The sequence below is a fragment of the Amycolatopsis sp. genome (assembly GCF_035546795.1).
Classification (GTDB): domain Bacteria; phylum Actinomycetota; class Actinomycetes; order Mycobacteriales; family Pseudonocardiaceae; genus Amycolatopsis_E.
Map to the genome: position 1 here is coordinate 146,366 of NZ_DASZWC010000026.1, position 19,840 is coordinate 166,205.

19 protein-coding genes are annotated in these 19,840 nt (G+C 69.0%); 5 read left to right on the top strand and 14 right to left on the bottom strand.

Annotation, left to right across the window (positions count from 1 at the left end; genetic code table 11):
* Window position 1 precedes the first annotated feature (1 nt).
* Together VHD82_RS17295 and VHD82_RS17300 are read right to left on the bottom strand one after the other, a co-directional pair.
* A complete protein-coding gene (locus tag VHD82_RS17295) occupies window positions 2-1,327 on the bottom strand; it encodes an NAD(P)/FAD-dependent oxidoreductase (RefSeq protein ID WP_325704257.1) in 1,326 nt (441 codons plus the stop codon).
* 84 nt (window positions 1,328-1,411) lie between these two features.
* Window positions 1,412-2,116 (bottom strand): uracil-DNA glycosylase, encoded by a 705-nt coding sequence (locus VHD82_RS17300; RefSeq protein ID WP_325704260.1) that lies wholly within the window; start codon window positions 2,114-2,116, stop codon window positions 1,412-1,414.
* A gap of 40 nt (window positions 2,117-2,156) precedes the next feature.
* Between VHD82_RS17300 and VHD82_RS17305 the strand changes: the two genes are divergently transcribed.
* Window positions 2,157-3,632 carry a S10 family peptidase gene (locus VHD82_RS17305; protein ID WP_325704263.1) on the top strand — a complete coding sequence of 492 codons (1,476 nt, stop codon included), beginning with the start codon at window positions 2,157-2,159 and terminating at the stop codon, window positions 3,630-3,632.
* 81 nt (window positions 3,633-3,713) lie between these two features.
* Here VHD82_RS17305 and VHD82_RS17310 read toward each other — a convergent pair whose 3' ends face one another.
* From VHD82_RS17310 to VHD82_RS17350, 9 genes are all read right to left on the bottom strand, one after another.
* Window positions 3,714-4,922 (bottom strand): hypothetical protein, encoded by a 1,209-nt coding sequence (locus VHD82_RS17310; RefSeq protein ID WP_325704266.1) that lies wholly within the window; start codon window positions 4,920-4,922, stop codon window positions 3,714-3,716.
* Window positions 4,923-4,933: 11 nt separating this feature from the next.
* A complete protein-coding gene (locus VHD82_RS17315; RefSeq protein ID WP_325704269.1) occupies window positions 4,934-5,746 on the bottom strand; it encodes a hypothetical protein in 813 nt (270 codons plus the stop codon).
* Window positions 5,747-6,189: 443 nt separating this feature from the next.
* Window positions 6,190-7,905, bottom strand: coding sequence for a S8 family serine peptidase (locus VHD82_RS17320; protein WP_325704272.1), 1,716 nt, complete (start codon window positions 7,903-7,905; stop codon window positions 6,190-6,192).
* Window positions 7,906-8,010: 105 nt separating this feature from the next.
* On the bottom strand, window positions 8,011-8,964 hold the full coding sequence (locus VHD82_RS17325; RefSeq protein ID WP_325704275.1) for a Ppx/GppA phosphatase family protein: 954 nt from the start codon (window positions 8,962-8,964) through the stop codon (window positions 8,011-8,013).
* Window positions 8,965-8,973: 9 nt separating this feature from the next.
* The gene (locus VHD82_RS17330) at window positions 8,974-10,047 is read right to left on the bottom strand and encodes a lytic transglycosylase domain-containing protein (RefSeq protein ID WP_325704278.1); all 1,074 of its coding nucleotides are present in this window, start codon (window positions 10,045-10,047) and stop codon (window positions 8,974-8,976) included.
* A gap of 231 nt (window positions 10,048-10,278) precedes the next feature.
* Window positions 10,279-10,803 carry a DUF501 domain-containing protein gene (locus VHD82_RS17335; protein WP_325704281.1) on the bottom strand — a complete coding sequence of 175 codons (525 nt, stop codon included), beginning with the start codon at window positions 10,801-10,803 and terminating at the stop codon, window positions 10,279-10,281.
* Window positions 10,804-10,827: 24 nt separating this feature from the next.
* Entirely contained in the window at window positions 10,828-11,190 is a 363-nt protein-coding gene (locus VHD82_RS17340; RefSeq protein ID WP_325704349.1) for a septum formation initiator family protein, read from the bottom strand.
* Window positions 11,191-11,402: 212 nt separating this feature from the next.
* Window positions 11,403-12,689, bottom strand: coding sequence for a phosphopyruvate hydratase (gene eno, locus VHD82_RS17345; RefSeq protein ID WP_325704284.1), 1,287 nt, complete (start codon window positions 12,687-12,689; stop codon window positions 11,403-11,405).
* Window positions 12,690-12,773: 84 nt separating this feature from the next.
* On the bottom strand, window positions 12,774-13,223 hold the full coding sequence (locus VHD82_RS17350; RefSeq protein WP_325704287.1) for a VOC family protein: 450 nt from the start codon (window positions 13,221-13,223) through the stop codon (window positions 12,774-12,776).
* An 86-nt stretch (window positions 13,224-13,309) separates the two neighbouring features.
* On the opposite strand from VHD82_RS17350, the gene VHD82_RS17355 reads away from it, so the two are divergent.
* Window positions 13,310-13,714: a tetratricopeptide repeat protein gene (locus tag VHD82_RS17355; protein WP_325704290.1), complete on the top strand. Its 405-nt coding sequence runs from the start codon at window positions 13,310-13,312 to the stop codon at window positions 13,712-13,714.
* Here the strand turns inward: VHD82_RS17355 and VHD82_RS17360 are convergent.
* Window positions 13,711-14,382 (bottom strand): hypothetical protein, encoded by a 672-nt coding sequence (locus tag VHD82_RS17360; protein WP_325704293.1) that lies wholly within the window; start codon window positions 14,380-14,382, stop codon window positions 13,711-13,713. The genes VHD82_RS17355 and VHD82_RS17360 overlap by 4 nt on opposite strands.
* A gap of 206 nt (window positions 14,383-14,588) precedes the next feature.
* Here VHD82_RS17360 and efeU point away from each other — a divergent pair, with 206 nt between their 5' ends.
* Genes efeU through efeB form a run of 3 tightly spaced genes read left to right on the top strand, consistent with a single transcriptional unit; the run spans window position 14,589 to window position 17,787 of the window.
* Window positions 14,589-15,422: an iron uptake transporter permease EfeU gene (gene efeU / locus VHD82_RS17365; protein ID WP_325704295.1), complete on the top strand. Its 834-nt coding sequence runs from the start codon at window positions 14,589-14,591 to the stop codon at window positions 15,420-15,422.
* Window positions 15,419-16,549, top strand: coding sequence for an iron uptake system protein EfeO (gene efeO / locus VHD82_RS17370; protein ID WP_325704299.1), 1,131 nt, complete (start codon window positions 15,419-15,421; stop codon window positions 16,547-16,549). Before efeU ends, efeO begins: the two co-directional genes overlap by 4 nt.
* Window positions 16,546-17,787 (top strand): iron uptake transporter deferrochelatase/peroxidase subunit, encoded by a 1,242-nt coding sequence (efeB, locus tag VHD82_RS17375; protein WP_325704302.1) that lies wholly within the window; start codon window positions 16,546-16,548, stop codon window positions 17,785-17,787. Before efeO ends, efeB begins: the two co-directional genes overlap by 4 nt.
* Here the strand turns inward: efeB and VHD82_RS17380 are convergent.
* Together VHD82_RS17380 and VHD82_RS17385 are read right to left on the bottom strand one after the other, a co-directional pair.
* The gene (locus VHD82_RS17380) at window positions 17,757-18,719 is read right to left on the bottom strand and encodes a MazG family protein (RefSeq protein WP_325704305.1); all 963 of its coding nucleotides are present in this window, start codon (window positions 18,717-18,719) and stop codon (window positions 17,757-17,759) included. The genes efeB and VHD82_RS17380 overlap by 31 nt on opposite strands.
* Window positions 18,716-19,696, bottom strand: coding sequence for a hypothetical protein (locus VHD82_RS17385; RefSeq protein ID WP_325704308.1), 981 nt, complete (start codon window positions 19,694-19,696; stop codon window positions 18,716-18,718). The genes VHD82_RS17380 and VHD82_RS17385 overlap by 4 nt, the downstream gene beginning before the upstream one ends.
* Between the last annotated feature and the right edge of the window lie 144 nt (window positions 19,697-19,840).

Sequence of the window (19,840 nt, forward strand, 5' to 3'; positions counted from 1 at the left end):
GTCAGGACTTGGACGCCCTGGCGAACTCTTCCTTCGGGTTGTTGATCTGGCCCAGCGAAACGACCTCGCGCCGGAACAGACCGCCGAGGGTCCAGTCGAGCAGGATGCGCGCCTTGCGGTTGAAGGTGGGCATCGCCTTGAGGTGGTATGCGCGGTGGAAGACCCAGGCCGGGAAGCCCTTGATCTTCAGGTTCAGCGCATCCGCCACACCCTTGTGCAGGCCGAGCCCGGCCACGGCACCCAGGTTCTTGTGGAAGTAGTCCTTCGGCTGTCCACCGCGCAATACGCGGATGATGTTCGCCGAGAGCACGCGCGCCTGCCGCACCGCGTGCTGGGCGTTGGGCGGGCACGTGGCCGTCGGGTCCTGCTCGGTGCGCGAGAGGTCCGGCACCGCCGCGTTGTCACCAGCCGTCCACACGTCGGGGTGGCCGACAACCTGCAGGGCCGCCGTCGCCTCGACGCGGCCGCGCTTGTCGACCGGCAGGTCGGAGTTGGCCAGCACCGGGTTGGCCTTCACACCGGCCGTCCAGATGATGGTGTCGCTCTCGAACTCCGTGCCGTCGGACAGCGTGACGCGCCCGTTCTCGAACGACTTCGCCGCTGTCGACAGGTAGACCTCGATGCCGCGCCGTTCGAGCTGCTCGACCGTCCACACGCCGAGGGTCTCGCGCACCTCGGGCAGGATCCGGCCGGCCGCCTCGACGAGCACCCAGCGGATGTCCTTCGGCTCGATGTTCTCGTAGTACCGCGTCGCGAAGCGGGTCATGTCCTCGAGTTCGGCGAGCGCCTCGATGCCCGCGAACCCGCCGCCGACGACGGTGAACGTCAGCAACCGCTTGCGCAGCTCCGGATCCAGCGTGCTGGCCGCCTGGTCGAGCTTGGTCAGCACGTGGTTGCGGAGGTAGATCGCCTCGCCGATGGTCTTGATGCCGATGCCCTCTTCGGCGAGACCGGGGATGGGCAGCAGCCGGGCGACGGCACCGAGCGCGACCACGAGCACGTCGTAGTTCAGCTGCTCGATGTGCCCGTCGGCGGCCTCGACCGTGACGGACTTGCGCTCGTGCTCGATCTTGTTGACGCGTGCGGTCAGCACGTGGCAACGCTTCAGGACCCGCCGCAGCGGCACGACCACGTGCCGCGGCTCGATGGCGCCGGCAGCCGCTTCCGGAAGGAAGGGCTGGTACGTCATGTGGGGCTGGGGATCCACAATGGTGACGGACGCTTCATTGGCGCGGAGCTTCTTTTGGAGTCCCAACGCGGTATAGAGCCCGACGTAACCACCGCCCAGAATCAAGATCCGGGTCGGTTCCGACTTCGCTACGGCCATAGCAGCATCTTCCCACCGTCGCTTGACATCCGCTCGTGCACCCCAACCAGCTGTGACCCCGGTCGCGTGGCAGGGCGAAACGATTCAGACAGCTGCTCGGCCGAGTCCGGCCACGTCAGCGGCACGGCTGAGAACCTCCCGCAGCATGGCTGGGGTGAGCCTGCCCGTGAAAGTGTTCTGCTGCGAGGGATGAAAACAACCGAAAACACTCAGCCCCGGGTTCCCGGGGAGCACGATTTCCGCGCCGTGGCCGAATTTCGGGCGTGGTTTCGGGACCGGCCAGACGGCGTCGAGCACCGGTAGCAGCGCCTGCCAGCCGAAAGCACCGAGCACCACGACGGCCCGCAGGGTCGGGCGCAGCAACTCCAGCTCCCGCACCAGCCAGGGGCGACATTCGTCACGTTCACCGGGCGTGGGTTTGTTGTCCGGGGGCGCGCAGTGAACCGGGGCGGTGATCCGGGTTCCGCGGAGCTCCAAGCCGTCGCCGAGCCGCGTCGACTGCGGCTGCGAGGCGAGGCCGACGTCGTAAAGGGCCTGGAACAACACGTCGCCGGAACGGTCGCCGGTGAACATCCGGCCGGTGCGGTTGCCGCCGTGCGCGGCCGGCGCGAGTCCGACGATCGCCAGCGCGGCGCCGTCTGGGCCGAAGCCCGGCACGGGACGGCCCCAGTACGTCTCGCTCGCGAAGGCGGCGCGCTTGGTGGCTGCAACATGCTCGCGCCACTCGACAAGCCGCGGGCACCGGCGGCAACCGGACACCGCTTCGTCGAGTTCTGCCAAAGCGCTCACCCGGCCAGCCTAGGTCGCCTCCCGTCGATAGATTCGACGCATGCCCGAAGACACCAAAGCCGAGGAGAACGGCGAAGAGCGGCCACCCGAGCCGACCGACGACCTGGTCACCACGAGCCACACGATCACGATCAAGCGCCGCAAGCTCGCGTATACGGCACAGACCGGGCGCATCGTGCTGCGCAAGGAAGTGAGCACGGACGGGAAGTTCGACGGTCACCTGCCCAAGGCCGAGGTGTTCCTGACCGCGTACACCCTCGACGACGCCGAACCCGGTTCCCGGCCGGTCACGTTCGCGTTCAACGGCGGTCCCGGCTCGGCGAGCGTGTGGCTGCACATGGGTCTGCTCGGGCCGCGGCGGGTGGTCTCCGGCGACGTGGACAGCCCGGAGCCGCCGCCGTACCGGCTGGCCGACAACCCGGAAACCCTGCTGGCACACAGTGATCTGGTCTTCATCGACCCGGTTTCCACCGGCTACTCGCGCGCGGCGACCGGCGAGAAGGCGAAGGACTACCTGGGTTTCACGCCCGACATCGAGTCCGTCGGCGAGATCATCCGGCTGTGGACCTCGCGCAACGGCCGCTGGCTCTCCCCCAAGTATCTCGCCGGCGAGTCCTACGGCACGCTGCGCGCCGCCGCGCTGGCCAACCATCTGCAGGAACGGCACGGGCTCTACCTCAACGGCGTGATGCTGATCAGCAGCGTGCTGGACATGGGCACGATCCGGTTCGCCGAGGGCAACGACAAGCCGTACCCGCTGTACGTGCCGACGTACGCGGCGATCGCGCACTACCACGGCCGGCACGGCGAGCGCCCGCTCGACGATGTGCTCGCCGACGCCGAGGAGTTCGCGTCGCGCGAGCTGCCGTGGGCGCTGGAGCGCGGCGCGCGTTTGTCGCCCGAGGAGCGCGCCGAGGCCGTGCAGACGCTGGCTTCGCTCACCGGGCTGGAAGAGTCCTATGTGGACAGGGTGAACCTGCGGATCGAGCACATCCGGTTCTTCACCGAACTGCTGCGCGACCAGGGGCTGACGACCGGCCGGATGGACGGCCGGTTCACCACCTGGGAACCGGACGGCGGCCGGGAGCAGATGAGCGACGACGCCTCGATTTCGCGGATCATCGGCGCGTATTCGGCGGGGTTCAACCATTACGTACGGGACGAACTGGAATACGTCAACGATCTGCCGTACGAACTGCTCGCGATGGACGTCGTGCGGAACTGGTCGTATTCGGAGTTCGAGGGCCGCTCGGTTTCGGCGGTGGACGCGCTCAGTTCGGCGATGCGGGCGAACCCGCATCTCAAGGTGCATGTCGCGCTGGGTTATTACGACGGTGCGACCCCGTATTACGCGGCGGAAAGCGTGCTGGCGCATCTGGTGATTCCCGAGGAACTGCGGGAAAACGTGGAATCGGCGTACTACCCGGCCGGGCACATGATGTATGTCCACGAACCTTCGCGGGTGCAGCAGTCGAAGGATCTCGGGGAATTCGTGGTGAACAGCAGTAATCGCTGATCCGGTTCGAAGGGCAGCCTTGGCGGCTAGACCGGGGAACACCGGGGGTTTCACCGAATCGGCGAAACCCCCGGTGCCGCGTCAGGACTCGTCGTCGTGGACGGTGATGTACGCGGTGTTCTGGCCGGTAACGGCGTTCGTCGGGTAGCCGAGGACGACCTCGTACCTGGTGTCCGCCGTGGCGTCCACAACGGCGTTCTCCACCACCGGCACCCGCACGGCCGCGCTGGTCTGCCCGGCCGGGATCACCACCTGCTGCGCCGCGGCGGTGATCTGCGTGCCGCCGGAAAGCGCTTGCAGGTGCACGGTCACGGGTACAGCGCTCGCCTTCGACAGTGCGACCGTCACGGTGGCCTGGCCCGCGTTCTCGGCCGCCGTCGTACTCGTCACCGACAGCTGCGGCAGCGTGGTCGGAGCGCCGGTGCCGACGGCCGCGTTGCTGAACGCCAGATCCGACAGCAGCACCCCGCTCGCGGCGGCAGGCGTGGTGATGCGGATCTGCCGGATGTTCCGCGTGTTCACCTTCGTGAGCTGTGAAACCGGCCACCGCACGGTGCGCAGCCAGGTCTTCGGCAGCACGTCCTGGTTGCCCGGCAACGAAGTCAGCGCGTCGCTCAGCGCCGAGACCGTCGACGACTGCCCGCGTCCGGCGCCGTCGACCACCGTGAGCGTGAGGTCGGCAGCGGTGCTCACACCGTCGAGCGCGGCGCGCACGGTCAGCGCTCCGTACCTGCTGACGTCATAACGCGGCAGCGCAGCGGTGACCGTGCCGGCGCCCGTCCACTGCAGGTGCAGCATCGGGCTCGCGGGCACGTTCGGCGTGTGCGTCGGCGGCGTGAACGACGGGAAGCGGCTCGTGTAGGTCGAGTCGCTGCACGACGGGAGTCCGCTCTGCGACGAGACACCACCGATGCTCGCGCAGTACTGCCCGTTGACAGCGCCCGAGAACTGGACGTTCGACGCGCTCGCCTGCAGCGGTGCCACGTCGAGCCGCTGCGAAGCGGGTGACTGCGTCGCCTGCAGCACGGTCGCCGCGCCGACCTGGACGCTGCTGCCGGATCCACTCTGGAACATCGGCAGGAAAGCGCTTTCCTTGCCCAGCGTCAGCCGGAAGAACCCGGCCGTGTAAGCGACACCCACCCGCTGCTGCTCGGCAGCCGTGAGCCGGATACTCGTCGCGGGGCTCTGGCCGCACGTCGGGTCGGCCGAGTCCACGTAGGCGTCCCAGTCGTCCCCGTAGATCCCGGTCCACACGTCGTTGAAGTAATTGTGGTCGGCGCCCATCACCATCAGCGACGACTTCAGCGCGCTGTCCGAGCCGTCGGTGTAGCGGAATCCTCGTAGAAGTGCTGTCCCTCCTGGTTGGAGACATCCCCGTCGCAGTAGGGCAAAAGCACGGCCAGCGGCACGTCCGGCAGCGCCGGGCGGGTGCGGTCGATCGGCGCGATCGCCAGCACACCCCTGATCCCGTACGGGCTCGGGCGAGCGGCGTTGAGCAGGGACGCCTTCACCACGCCGTCGCCGCCTCGCGAGTGGCCCATCAGCCCGACATTGGAGAGATCGAGCTTGCCCTTCAACAGCGAACTCATCCCGGTGGCCGTGCCGGCGTTCGCCTTCGCCAGCAGATCCAGGTGCGTCAGCACGAGCTGACCACGCGCCGAGCCACCACGGTCGTCCGCGGCGGTCTGGTCGTAGACGCCGATCGCGTCCGCGCTGATCGACACGACGACATAACCCCGGCCGGCCAGTGTCTCGGCCGATTCCGCGTAGCCGAGATCGCTCGGCACCGGCTGGAATCCGTTGGTGCACGGCCAGTTCGCGTTGTCGAGTTCCTTGGTGTCCGGGTTCTGGCAGGCATCCTCGCGTCCGTGCAGGAACACCACCACGGGCCGCTGCCCGGACGCGCCGTCCGGCACCCAGACCGCGGCACGCTCCTCCACCGGCAGGTTGCTCACGCCGGACAGGTTCAGCGCGGTGTCACCGAAGTCGTAGTCGGCGCGGGTGACCTGGTAGCCGCCCTTGGCCGAAGGTTCGGACGTGATCGGGTCCCGGCCGCCACTTCCGCCGTGGAGGCGGCATTCGTGGTGTTCGTGCCCGGCACCACGCCGTTCCACGCCAGCCGCACCGACGACGGGTGCGCGGCCGCCGGATCCGCGGTGACGAGGGTGAGCGTCCGGCCGTCCGCCGACTGCTGCGCGGCGCCGAGCGAACGGCCGTCGACCGCGATTTCCGGTGCCGCGTCACGGGTTTGCAGTCGCTGGTCGAGTTTGAGGGTGAGCTGATACGCGCCGCCGACGGATGTCACCGACCAGGCGCCGTCCGGCGAAGGAGTGTCCGCCGCCGCGGCCGCTGTTGGCAGCAATGCCAATCCCAGCGCCGAAATCGCGCCGGCAACTGTGGTTCTTCGCAGTTTGCGCATCCACAGATCCTGGGGAGGGGCACCGACACGACGCCGACCCCGCCGGAGCCGGAACACGCAGGTGTGCCGCCCGACTACGGGAACGGCGGAGGGCCGGTTCCCGGACAATCCGGAAACCGGCCCCCGCAACGGAAAGACTCAGTGGACGTAGGAAGAACCATGTGTCACGGCGGCGTAGGCATCCACGGCACCGTGCCCGTAGAAGCCGTTGAACGACGCCGAACCCGTGCACGTGGCGGTGTATGAGGCGTCGCGGCCCTCGTCGAGGTAGTCGACCGTGCGCGGCACCGGGCACGCGATGTGCGCGGCCGTCCCCTCGATCACCCGCTGCACCGCGTCCGGGCTCAGCCCGAACCCGCCCTTGCCGGGCTTGCCGTACTGGGAAACGATCAGCGCGGCGACACCTGTCGCGTGCGGCGTGGCCATCGAAGTGCCTTGCAGGTACTGGTAGTAGCCCACCCGGCCGTCCGGCGCGACGGCCTTCTGCACCCCGAGCGCGGCCCCGTCCGGGGTCACGTTCCCGGCCGCGTCGATGTTGCCCTCCGCCACCCCGACGTTTCGCGGGTACGCCGAGAGGATTTCGTTCTCGTTGGTGCGGTACCAATCCGTGCCGAACCCGTCGCGGTAGTACCCGCCGGGCGCGGACACCGAAATCTGCTCCGTGCCGTAGTTGGAGTAATCAGCCTTCGCACCCGAAGGACCGAACGAGCCCACGCCGATGGTGTGCGGGCCCTCGGTGGGCATGGACAGGCAGCTCGCGTTGTCGATCGAACGGTCGTAGGCCGCGTCGGCGGGGTAGTCCGGGCTCGTGGCGTCCGGCTGCGGCGAGCCGAGGTCCGAATGCTCGTTCCCCAGTGCGACAACGGAAGTGACGCCCTTGCCGTAGGCGTAGTTCAGCGCGCGGGTCACGGCCTCGACGATGGTGCGCTGCTCGAGCTGCTGCTCGGCGGTGTCGGCCGGGTTGTTCGCGCAGTTGTACAGCCACGGGTCCACGTAGAAACTCATGTTGACCACGTCGATGCCCGCGTCACCGGCGTAGGTGAGCGCATCGACTGTCGGCTGGAGGAAGAAGTATCCCGAGTCCTGCCCGGCGCGGATGTTCACCAGAGTCACGCCCGGCGCCACCCCGGAAATGCCGAAACCGTTGGCGGACGCGGCGATCGTGCCTGCCACGTGCGTGCCGTGCCCGTTGTCGTCGTGGTCCACGGGATCCACGCAGCCGCGGTACTCGCATGGCCCGTCCACGACGGCGCCCGTTTCGTCCGTCGGGATGTCGCGGGTGAAGTTGCGGGAGTCGGCGGCGTCGAAGTTCGGCGCGATGTCCGGGTGTGAGCCGTCGACGCCGGTGTCGATCACGCCGACCTTGACCCGCTTGTCACCAGGCTGCACGGTGCGGGCGAGGTCCGAGCGCACGGACTTGAGACCCCAGAGCTCACTGTCCAGCGGGTCGGTGCCCACCGGTTTGGCCGCCGGCGACGTCCCGGCCTTGCCGCCGGATTCCTTCTCCACGGCGTTCGGCTTCGTGACCGCCTTGTCCTTGGGCGCCTGGCCGATCGAGGTGGCCTTGGCCGCGCCGTAGACCGCGCCGCTGGCCGAGACGCGCTCGACGAAGCCGTTGGCCGGTGCGCTCGCGGTGATCAGGCCGACCGCGGTGTTGCTGTGCAAGACCGTGCCACCGGCGGTCCGGATCGCCTGCTCGGCGGCGACCACGCTCTGGCCTGCCGCGGTCAGGACGGTGAACTCCGTGGTCGCGCCGGAAAGCTGCGGTTGTGCCGCGGCGGCCGGACCCGCGACCGCGAGCCCGCCGAGCAGCGGCAGCACGAGCGCGGCGACGAGCAACCTGGTTCTTCTCAAGGAAAACTCCTCCTCACCAAAGGGTGAGAGGAACCTACCCGGCAAACGGTCGAATCGGAACGAAAACCCGACGAAAGTCAGTGGTCACAATCCGGGCGCGGACACTCAGACCAGGGAAAGCGCTATCCCGTCCAGGATGTCGTGCTCGCTGACGATCAGCTCGGCCGGGCCGCCGCGCTCGGCCAGCTGTTCGGCGAGCAGCCGGACGATCAGCGCGCCACCGCCGATCACGTCGACGCGGCCCGGGTGGATCACCGGGTTCGCGCCGCGGGTGGCGTGGTCGGCGGCCAGCAGCTCGCCGGCCACGCGGTCGATCGTCGCCCGGGAAAGCTTCGACAGGTGGGTGCGCTCGGAGTCGTACTCGGGCAGCTCCTGCGCGACCGCGGACAGCGTGGTGACCGTGCCCGCGACCCCGATCCACGTCCTGGCCTTCGACACGTCGACGACCTCGAACGCCTGCTCCAGCACTCCGGTGGCGAACTCGCGCGCCGCGGCGATCTCGACCTCGGTGGGCGGGTCGGATTTCAGTGCGCGCTCGGTGATCCGCACGCAGCCGATGTCGACCGATTTCGCCGACGTCACCGAAGCCCGCTGACCGTCCCAGTCGCCGAGCACCAGTTCCGTGGAGCCGCCGCCGAGATCGACCACCAGGAACGGGCCGTCGTCGGGATCCTGCTCCCCGACCGCGCCGGTGAACGACAGCCGCGCCTCTTCGTCCCCGCTGATCACTTCCGCTTCCACACCAAGGACATCGCGCGTCATCGCGAAGAACTCGTCGCGGTTGCTCGCGTCGCGGGTGGCCGACGTGGCGACCATGCGCACCCGCTCGGCACCCTTGCGCCGCGCCGCGATCGTGTAGTCGGCGAGCGCCGCGCGGGTGCGTTCGAGCGCTTCGGGCGCCAGCCTGCCGGTGGCGTCGACGCCCTGGCCGAGCCGCACGACCCGCATCTCACGGTGCAGATCGCGCAGGTCGACGGTACCGTCATGGCGCTGCGTCAGTTCGGCTACGAGCAGGCGGATGGAGTTCGTTCCACAGTCGATCGCGGCAACACGAGGCATGAGCCCACCCTAAGGGGTCGGCGTGACACTGCTGGTTGTAGTGGTCGTCGTGGGGTCGCACGGGTTCGGTGTCGCGCTCGTGGTCGTGGTCGTCGTCGTGGTGGTCGTGGTCGACGTCGGGCTCTCGCACGTCGGCGGCGTCGTGGTTGTCGTGGTTGTCGTCGGTGGCGTCGTCACCGTGACCGGGTTCGAGCCGGTCGGCGTCGGCGTGGCGGACGTGGGCGCATTCGCTGCGCTGACAGGTGGCGGCGTCGGGGCGACGGACACCGGGGGCGCCGCGGGCTGCGCGGGCATCGAGGGGGCACCGATCGGCACCGTGCTGTCCGGCAACAGCGAGACACCGTTGCGGTAGGCCTCGGCCCACAGGATCACGGTGTCCACGTACACGTCGGAGTTGTTGTAGCGATAGATCGCCGAACGCAGCTGATCCGGGTTCGCCAGGTCCAGCCCGCCCGAGCACAGGTAGCGGCCGGTGGCCAGGGTCGCGTCGAAGACGTTGTCCGGGTCGGAGACCCCGTCCCCATTGCCATCCGCGCCGTAGAACAGCCACGTGGATGGGATGAACTGGGTGGGGCCGACCGCCCTGTCCCACACCGTGTCGTGGTCCCAGCGGCCGCCGTCGGTGTCCGGGATCGCCGCGGTGTCGTTGGTGCCGTTGAGTTCCGGGCCGAGGATCGGCTCCAGTGTGTTGCCCGCCTTGTCGACGTAACCACCGCGCGCGTGGTTGGACTCGATCCGCCCGATGCTCGCGATGAGCGCCCAGTCGATGTGGCAGCCGGGCATTTCCCTGGCCATGATGTCCGCCGCGTTGCGGTATGCCGCGAGCGCGGTGCCGGGGATCCCGAGCGGTCCGCTCGGGAGTTCGTACGCGGGAAGCGGTTCCTGCACGGCGGCCGGCCGCGGGAGGCTGCCGTCGACGCTGACCGCCACCAGTTTCGGGTCGAAGCCCTCCACAAGCGGGATGTCGCGGGTGCGCTCGGCGGCTGGGGTGGCCGACCAGTCACTGGTGCCACCACTGGCCCACACGGCGGGTAGCACCGCGAGTACGCCACCGACCGCCGCGACAAAAGTCTTGTGGCGCAAGCCGATTCTTCGTGCCTTGCGCCGGGCGATGCGAACCCGCGTCAACCGCACAACCCCAGACCCCTCCGTCCGGAACCCTGCCTGGGTCGATCCTCACCCAGGTGGTGTTAAGCCCATGTGACAGGGCTATCCGAACGCAAGGGGCCAGTGTTACTGCGTCGTCTCCACCAACCCGACCACAGTCACGGCGATCCACCTTGCGTAGGCGGCTTCCCGTTGATCACGGTCGGCCTACTTTTGGTCGGTTTGGTGGGGGGCGCAGTCTCCCGAAGGCCAGTCCGGCCGGAGCAGTTCCAGCGTCTCGTCGCCGAAGGGGTTCACGCCGGGGCCGCAGGCGAGCGTGTGCGCGAGGTGGACGTGCAGGCATTTGACCCTGCCCGGCATACCGCCGGCGGTGACCTGGTGCCCAAGCGGTTCGATCGCGTCACGTTGCGCGAGGTAGGACTCGTGCGCGCGCAGGTACGCCGCGGCCAGCTCCTCGTCGGTCTCGAGCCGCGCCGTCATCTCCTTCATGATCCCGGAAGCTTCCAGCCGTCCCACGAGCGACGCCAGCTTCGGGCAGGTGAGGTAGTACAGCGTGGGAAACGGCGTCCCGTTCTCCAGCCGCGGACTGGTCTGGACCACGGAAGGATGGCCGCTGGGGCAGCGCGCGGCGACGGCGCGCAGGGCCCGCGGCGGGCGGCCGAGCTGGACGGCGATGATCTCGCGGTCGGCTTCGGTCACCGGTTCGAACGAGGGCAGTTCCGTGCTGTTCACACCCCCATTGTCGCTGGCCGGTGTTCAGCCGCCGAGGGTGGACCAGAGTTGGTCGTACCACGCCGAGTCGCCGGGGCCCGGTTTTTTCTGCTCTTGTCGTTGCTGCGACTGAGGTGCGTCCTCGGGCAGCTGCACCAGATACGGCGTCTCGCCCGGCATGACGTAGCGCAGCCGGCTGCGTGCCTCGGCTTCCACCTGCGCCGGGTCGCTCGCCGCCGCCTGCCGGGATTGCAGCTCGGCGACCTGCTGTTGCAGCGAGGCCTGCCGCTGCTCCTGCTCGGCGATCTCCGAACGCTGGCTCAGATAGGTGCGCAACGGCACGGCGAGCGTGAAAGCCAGCGCGCACACCACGATCGCGATCACCGCCGCCCGCCGGGTGGTGGACATGCCCAGCACCCTGGCCGCGCCCCCGGCCGGGTTCGCGCCCAGCCCGCGACGCAGCCGCGCCTTCACGGGCTCGCGGCGCACCTGCCGCGGACGCCGGGCGGGAGCCCCGTCGACGCGGCGGGACGTGCCCTCCGCGCGCCGGGACGGGAGGCCGTCAGTGCGACGACCTCCCCTGCCCGTGCGCTCCCTGCCCCGCTCTCTCATCGGGGACGTCAGCTCTCCGGCGCGAACCGCGGGAAGGCCAGGTCACCGGCGAAGCGGGCCGCGTCGCCGAGGGTCTCCTCGATACGCAGCAACTGGTTGTACTTGGCCACCCGCTCGCTGCGGGCCGGGGCACCGGTCTTGATCTGGCCGACGCCGGTGGCGACGGCCAGATCCGCGATCGTGGTGTCCTCGGTCTCGCCGGAACGGTGGCTCATCATGCTCTTGTAGCCGTAGGAAGTGGCGAGCGTGATCGCGTCCAGCGTCTCCGACAGGGTGCCGATCTGGTTGACCTTCACCAGCAGCGCGTTCGCCGCGCCACGCTCGATGCCCTGCTCCAGGCGGTCCGGGTTGGTGACGAACAGGTCGTCGCCGACGAGCTGCACCCGCTCGCCGATCTGGTTGGTCAGCGTGACCCAGCCGTCCCAGTCGTCCTCCGAGAGCGGGTCCTCGATCGAGACCAGCGGGTAGCTGTTCAGCAGTTCCGCGTAGTACGCGCCCAGCTGCTCGGCGGTCTTCTTGGTGCCCTCGAAGCTGTACGTGCCCTCGGAGAAGAACTCCGTCGCGGCCACGTCCAGCGCCAGCGCGACATCGCGGCCCGGTACGTAGCCGGCCTTCTCGATGGCGGTGGTGATCAGGTCGAGCGCTTCGCGGTTGCTGGACAGGTTCGGCGCGAACCCGCCCTCGTCACCGAGGCCGGTGCCCAGCCCGCGGCCCTTGAGGACCGACTTGAGCGAGTGGTAGACCTCCACACCCCAGCGCAGCGCCTCGCGGAAGGACTCCGCGCCGATCGGCGCGATCATGAACTCCTGGATGTCCACGTCGGTGTCGGCGTGCGCGCCACCGTTGAGGATGTTCAGCATCGGCACCGGCAGCACGTGCGCGTTGGGGCCGCCGAGGTAGCGGAACAGCTCCAGCTCGGCGGACTCCGCGGCGGCCTTCGCCACCGCGAGGGAAACTCCGAGCAGCGCGTTCGCGCCGAGGCGGGACTTGTCCGGGGTCCCGTCGAGGTCGACCAGCTTCTGGTCGACGATGCGCTGCTCCACGGCTTCGACCCCGGTCAGCTCCGGGCCGATCTCGTCGAGCACCGCGGCGACCGCACGCTCGACCCCCTTGCCGTTGTAGCGCTTGATGTCGCCGTCGCGCAGCTCGACTGCTTCGTGCTCACCGGTGGAAGCGCCTGAGGGCACCGCGGCGCGCGCCAGCGTCCCGTCGTCGAGCGCCACCTCCACCTCGACGGTCGGGTTGCCGCGCGAATCCAGGATTTCGCGGGCGCCTACCTGCTCGATGACCGCCACTCGTCGCTCCTCAATCGGTTGTCCCGGCGATGACGGCACCAGCGTAACGGCAGGTCGTTGTCGCCCGGTGGAGGCTCACACCAGTTATTCGGGCCGGATCTCCTGCCAGCCCGACGGCAGGTCCGCGGTATCCGAGATCTGCTGCCAGAACGTCCAGCTGTTCCCGCCGATGTCGGCCACCGTGAACACCCTGGCCCCGTACGGCTGGTCCTGCGGCGGAGCGACGTCACAGCCCTCGCCCAGCGCCTCGCAGACCAGTTCGTACTGGGCGTCCGCGTCCGGGACGAAAATCACGTTGAGCTGACCCACCGGGCGGTCGACGCCCTTGGCCTCCCAGTAGTCCGCACCCACGCTCGCGAGCACGATGTCGGCGTCGCCCGCCGAGAGCGTGGCCTGGAACACCGCACCCGAACCGTCCACATAGCGGACGCGCTCGGTGAAGCCGAAGACGCGGACGAGCCAGTCCAGCGCCTCTGTCGCGTCGGTGTAGTACAGGTAAGGCGAGAGGCCGAGATAGCGCGGTTCTTCGCTCATAGCGGGATAGTGCATCATGCCGCGCCCCGCGCCCTTGATCGCACCCCTGCCGAAACGCGCCATCGGCGGGTAATCTTGATGTGACTATGGATGACGAGGACCAGGGCCGGGATCATGCCGGCGAGCACCGGTTCAAGGCGTTCCGTCAGGCCGAGGCGTTGATCGAGAACAGACGTCCGCTCGATGCGCTCAAGGTGCTGGAGCCGGTGCTCGAGGCCGAGCCGGACAAATCGAGCGTGCAACTGCTCGCGGGGCGCGCGTACTTCCATTCCGCGCAGCTCAAACACGCCGAGCAGGCCTTCACGCGCGTGCTGGAGCTGGATCCGGCGGATCACTACGCCCGCTTCGTCCTCGGGCGGACACTGCAGCGCCTCGGCCGGTTGGTCGAGGCGCTCGGTCAATTACGGATGGCCTGGGCGATGAATCCGGTGCCGGAATACCAGGACGCCTTGTCGGAGGTCAACGCCCGGGTCCGGCTGCGGGAGAGCTAACCGCCGGCGAACTTGTTGGTGTCGTTGAAGATCTCCTGTGCGTCCGGCGCCGATTGGGTGTAGTTCAGCACCGTGAGCCACCAGCCGTTCACGGTGGACAGGTCGGCGCCGGACGAGCACAGGTACCGGGCCATCGTGTAGGCGGCGTCGTCCGGGCTGCGGGGGTCGGCCGGTTTGCCGTCGGCCACGGCGCGGGCGGACCAGCGTTGCCAGATGTCCTGGCGCACGGGCAATGGACCGGCGCCGGCGGCTTCCGACTGGCCGATTCCGGCGAGCGTGGCCCACGACAAGTGACAACCGGGCACCTCGCCGCGCAGCCACATCTCCGCGCGGCCGTAGGCGACGAGCACCGGGCGGGCGAGTTTCGTTGCCGGGGCGAGGTTTTTCGCCCAGGTGTCGAGTTCGGCGAGGTCCGAGGCGCGCGGGCGGTCGGGCGGTGCGGCGACGGCGGTGCGCGGAGCCGTCGCGCCCGGTGGCGGCACGAGCGATTCGACGGTGGCGGGAGCGACTGGAGCCGGCGCCGCCGGGGCGTCCTCGGGGCGGCCGGTGCCGATGGTGAAGATCAGGATCAGCCCGGTCGCGACCACGCCCAGCGCGAGCAGCAGCGAAGACGAGCGGTGCGGCGACGGTGGTGCCGCGATGTCCCCAGACTGGGTGGAGTCATCCACTCGAACAGGTTAGCCCGCCTACTGTGGGCGAGGTCGCGTAATTCGTTATGGACCGGTCGGTGCGCCCGTGACCAGCGGAAACACCGACGGTGATACCCGTTTCGACCGCTTTTACCGATCGGATGCCCAAGATCGGACTGGACTTTCAGGCAAGGCTTACCTAAAAATTCTCGGAGTCCGGTTCGAGAGTTGAAGGCGGTCAGACGGTGTTGTTCTCCAGCCTGCTCATCGGCTTGCGCGAAGGCCTCGAGGCCGCGCTCGTCGTGAGCATCCTCGTCGCCTTCCTCGTCAAGACCGAGCGGCGCGGCGTGTTGCGCTGGGTGTGGCTCGGCGTGACCGCGGCGGTCCTGCTGTCGATCGCGATCGGCGCGGTGCTGACTTACAGCACGGCCCAGCTCTCGTTCGAGCAACAGGAACTGCTCGGCGGGAGCCTGTCGATCGTGGCGGTCGGGTTCGTCACGGCGATGATCTTCTGGATGCGCAAGGCATCGAAGACGATCGCCGCCGAACTGCGCGGCAAGATGGACTCCGCGATCGCCGTCGGCCCGCTGGCCGTGCTCCTCCTGTCCTTCCTCGCGGTCGGCCGCGAAGGACTGGAAACGGCGGTTTTCTTCTACGCCACAGTGGAAAGCGCGCAGGGCGGTACCACCCAGCCGCTGATCGGCTTCGCCATCGGCATCGTGATCGCCGTAATGATCGCGTACCTGCTCTATCGCGGCGCGGTGCGGTTCAACCTCGGCAAGTTCTTCACGATCACCGGCGTGCTGCTCGTGTTCGTCGCCGCGGGTGTGCTCGCCTACGGCCTGCACGACCTGCAGGAGTCGGGCTTCCTGCCGGGGCTGAGCACGCTCGCGTTCGACGCCTCGAACGCGGTTCCGGAGACCTCCTGGTATGGCGCCCTCCTCAAGGGCATTTTCAACTACTCGCAACAGACAACCGTGCTGCAGGCCATCGCCTGGGTGGCCTACGTGGCCATCGTGCTGCCGCTGTTCCTGCGGCGCTCCGCACCCAAGCCCGTGCCCGTGGGTACGAAGGAGTGATCTTGCGCAAGACCATGTTCGCGCTGGCCGGTTCGGCAGCGCTGCTGAGCCTCACCGCGTGTTCCGGCGGCAGCCAGGACAACGCGGCCGGTGGTGCGATCACCGTCGCGGCCTCCGACACCGCGTGCCAGGTCTCCACGTCCAGCGCCAGCGCCGGGAACCTGACGTTCGAGGTGAGCAACAAGGGCACCAAGGTGACCGAGTTCTACCTGTACGCCGAGGGCGACCGGATCATGGGCGAGGTCGAGAACATCGCGCCGGGGCTGACCAGGAAGCTGACCGTCGAAGTGGCCGACGCCGGGAAGTACCAGACGGCCTGCAAGCCCGGGATGGCAGGTGACGGAATCCGCAGCGACTTCACCGTGACCGGTGGCGTCGCCAAGCAGACCGACGTGAACACGCAACTGGCCGAGGCGACCAAGTCCTACGCCGCGTACGTCGCAGGCCAGACCAGCGCATTGCAGGCGGAGACCCAGAAGTTCGCCGACTCGGTGAAGTCCGGCAACGTCGCCGATGCCAAGAACCGTTACGCCACAACGCGGATCTACTACGAGCGGATCGAGCCGGTCGCCGAGAAGTTCGGCGACTTGGACCCGGCGATCGACGCGCGCGAGGCCGATGTCGAAGCGGGCCAGCAGTTCACCGGCTTCCACCGGCTCGAAAAGGACCTGTGGGTCACCGGGCTGCAGCCCGACAGCGCGCAGATCGCGGACAAGCTCGTCACCGACGTCAACGACCTGGTCACCAAGACCCAGACACTGCAGCTGACCGGGCTCGATCTGGCCAACGGCGCCAAGGAGCTGCTCGACGAGGTGGCGACCCGCAAGATCACCGGCGAGGAGGAGACCTTCTCGCACACCGACCTGTGGGACTTCCAGGCCAATGTGGACGGTTCGAAGGGCGCGATCCAGGCCCTGCGCCCGGTGCTGCAGGAACGCGACCCCGCATTGGTGTCCACATTGGACACCGAGTTCGCGAATGTGCAGCAGCTGCTGGACGCGACCAGGGTCGGTGACGGGTACAAGTACTACAACGAGCTCAGCCAGGACCAGATCAAGCAGTTCGCCTCGGCGGTGGACGCGCTGAGTGAGCCGCTGAGCAAGGTTTCGGAGGTCGTGGCGCAGTGACCGAGGTATCCCGGCGCAAGGTGTTCGGCATCGCCGGCGCCGGTGTCGCGCTCGCGGGTGCGGGCGTCGCCGGCGCCGGGATCGACCGGGCGATCCGCCCCGCGGCGGCAGCGACCGACATCGTGCCCTTCCACGGGGCGCATCAAGCCGGAATCGTGACCCCGGCGCAGGAACATCTGCACTTCGCGGCGCTCGACGTCACGACGCAGGACCGCGCGAAGCTGGTGTCGTTGCTGCGCACCTGGACCGACGCGGCGCGGCAGATGACCGCGGGCAGCCAGGTCGGCACGGGTGGCGCTGTCGGCGGATCCCTGGCCGCGCCGCCCAGTGACACCGGCGAAGCGCTCGAACTGCCCGCGTCCGCGCTGACGTTGACCATCGGGTTCGGGCCTTCGTTGTTCGACGACCGGTTCGGGCTGGCCGGGCAACGGCCGGCGGCGCTGACCGAACTGCCGGCCTTCCCGCAGGACAAGCTCGACCCCGCCCGCAGCGGCGGCGACCTGTGCATCCAGGCTTGCGCGAACGACCCGCAGGTCGCCGTGCACGCGGTGCGCAACCTGGTGCGGCTGGGCTTCGGCACCACCGAAGTGCGCTGGTCCCAGCTGGGTTTCGGGCGCAGCTCGTCCACCTCGCGCACGCAGAGCACACCACGCAACCTGTTCGGCTTCAAGGACGGCACGAACAACCTCAAGGCCGAGGACACAGCGGCGCTGGACCAGTATGTGTGGGCCACCGCGGCGGACGGCGCTCCCTGGCTCGCCGGGGGTTCCTACCTGGTGGCCCGGCGGATCCGGATGCACATCGAGACCTGGGACCGCACGTCGCTGGACGAGCAGCAAAAGGTCATCGGCCGGACGAAGGGCACCGGCGCGGCGCTCGGGCAGACCGCCGAATTCGACCCGGTTGACCTCGATGTGGGTGGCGCGGGCGGCGAACCGCTGGTACCCGAGGACGCGCACATCCGGCTGGCGTCCGCGGAAACCTTGAAGGGGGCCCGGATCCTGCGCCGCGGCTACAACTTCGTGGACGGCTCCGACGGGGTCGGGCACCTGGAGGCCGGGCTGTTCTTCCTGGCTTTCAACCGGGATCCGCGCACCCAGTACATCCCGATGCAACGAGCTCTGTCCACAAAGGACGCGATGATGGAGTACGTCCAGCACACAGGTTCGGCGCTGTTCGCCGTGCCGCCAGGCGTCGGTCAGGACGGCTACTGGGGCGAAACCCTGTTCGGCCAGTAGGCCCGCCAGCCGTCGGCCTCCAGCGTTGCCGGGTCGATGCCGTCGGCGCGCGCGTTCGCTTCCGCCGCACGGACATCCGCGGCGAACCGCTTCGCCACCGCATGTAGCTCACCTTCGGGATCCACGCCCGCACGTCGCGCCGTGGCGGCTGCGCGGAACAGCTCGGCGCCGGCGCCGGAGCCGGTGGGAAACAGGTCCAGCGGGATCCCGGCCCGGCCGCTGCGCTGGCCGAGCTTCCCCGCAAGAGCAGCCGCTGGCTGCCCCAGCGCAACACCGTCCACAATAGACAGTCGCTGCTTCTCGGCCTGCTTGAGCTCCTCCCACTTCACTTCCTGGTGTTCGGGCGTGTGGATCCGGTCCCCGTCCGCGAACACGTGCGGATGCCGTCCGACGAGCTTGGTCACCAGCTCGCCTGCCACCGTGTCGATGTCGAACGGTTCGCCCTCGTGCTCCGCCGCCACGCGCGCGTGGAACAGCACCTGCAACAGCACGTCGCCCAGTTCCTCGAGCAGCGCCGGACGATCGCCCTCTTCGATGGCTTCCAGCAGTTCGTAGGTCTCCTCGACCAGGTACTGCCGCAGGGAATCGTGCGTCTGCGCCGCGTCCCACGGGCAGCCGCCCGGCGAGCGCAGCACGTCCATCACCTGCGCGGCCTCGACGAGACCGGCGCCGACAGGCTGGGTGATCACGTGCGCGCCAGGCAACGCCCGTACCGCGGGCTCGTCCCGGTGACCGGCGAAGAGCACCAGCGGCGTCTCCTCTGCCTCAATCGCGAGCGTTGCGCTGTCCGGCACGGGCTTCGCGCCCAGCTGCTCCGCGATGTCCGCGCCGAGCCCCGCCGCGTAGACGGCGCGCGCGCCGCGGAGGAACGGAAGCGCGGCGGGCGGGACCCCCGCGTCGGGATACGGCAGGAGGACGACCGTGGCGGTCAAGGCTGGGCGGATCCCTTCACGGAGAGCACGAGGCCGGTGGTTTCGGCAGCGCTGGGCGCGACGTCCATCGCGACCGGGTCCCACACACCGTAGCGCGGGTTGATTTTCATCCCGGATTCGTCGACGAAGGGCTGCAGCAACCGGGCCCCGATCGCGACCAGCTCACTGGCCGTCGGCTCGCTCGCGCTGTCCACCGCCTGCGGGGTGCGCAGATCCCGTGCGCGCACCACCGCCACGATCCACGTGCCGTCCTGCACGCTCGGCTGGAACGCGACGACCGTGCCCGGCTGCACGCCGTAGAGCACGGTGGCGGCGAGGTCCGGGCTCTGCACGGCGGGCACCTTCTCGCCGACGCTGGCCTGCTCACCGGCGGCGGCATCGGACTGGATCACCCGCGCGGGCGCGCCTGGGTCGGTGGCCATCTGCTGCACCTTGGCGAACGCCTGCTCGCGGGTGCTCGCCGGCTGCGCGCCGCCCTGGTCGGCGACGACGCTGGTGTAGTCGAAGCTGACCGACATCGTCGGGAAGTACCTGGCGCCGAGCTCCTGCATCAGCAACTGGTCGGTGATCGCCTCGCGGTGGTCACGCACGCGGAAGGCGATCTGGCGGGCCAGCTGCGACGGGTCCACGTTGGTGGTGGACAACGGCTGCGCCAGTGGATCCTGCGCCAGGGTCTGGTTGACCACGTTCGCGTCGGCCACCAGCCCCTCACTCCGCGCGGCACGGCCGATCGCGTCGTGCAGCACGAGCTGGCTCACGAGCTCGCGGCCGAGCAGATCCAGCTTGTGCTGCTGGGAAAGCTGCTGCGCGGCCGGCTGCTCCCGCACCGCCTTGTCGATCAGCTGCTGCACCTGATCCTGGGTGACCTCGTGGTCGGAGAACAGGATGGCGGCGCCCACCTGACTCGGCCCCGACCCACATCCGGCGAGCAGGAGGCAGGCGGCGAGCACGGCGACCAGCGCCCGAGGACGACCCATGATCCGCATCACCCGCGTACCCTCTCACAGCCCTGGGGATTTCGGGACCCCACGCTGGTTACTAGTCCGGCCGGGAGTAGGCGGACACCAACCGCAACGGACTTGCTCGGAGAAACCCATTTCCGCCGTGGCTGTAGTCGGACT

What these genes read in the sequence shown, in the direction of transcription:
- VHD82_RS17295 (WP_325704257.1), bottom strand. Translation starts at nt 1,327, where the DNA reads ATGGCCGTAGCGAAGTCGGAACCGACCCGGATCTTGATTCTGGGCGGT.
- VHD82_RS17305 (WP_325704263.1), top strand. Translation starts at nt 2,157, where the DNA reads ATGCCCGAAGACACCAAAGCCGAGGAGAACGGCGAAGAGCGGCCACCC.
- VHD82_RS17310 (WP_325704266.1), bottom strand. Translation starts at nt 4,922, where the DNA reads ATGGTGATGGGCGCCGACCACAATTACTTCAACGACGTGTGGACCGGG.
- VHD82_RS17325 (WP_325704275.1), bottom strand. Translation starts at nt 8,964, where the DNA reads ATGCCTCGTGTTGCCGCGATCGACTGTGGAACGAACTCCATCCGCCTG.
- VHD82_RS17340 (WP_325704349.1), bottom strand. Translation starts at nt 11,190, where the DNA reads ATGTCCACCACCCGGCGGGCGGCGGTGATCGCGATCGTGGTGTGCGCG.
- VHD82_RS17350 (WP_325704287.1), bottom strand. Translation starts at nt 13,223, where the DNA reads ATGAGCGAAGAACCGCGCTATCTCGGCCTCTCGCCTTACCTGTACTAC.
- VHD82_RS17355 (WP_325704290.1), top strand. Translation starts at nt 13,310, where the DNA reads ATGGATGACGAGGACCAGGGCCGGGATCATGCCGGCGAGCACCGGTTC.
- VHD82_RS17385 (WP_325704308.1), bottom strand. Translation starts at nt 19,696, where the DNA reads ATGGGTCGTCCTCGGGCGCTGGTCGCCGTGCTCGCCGCCTGCCTCCTG.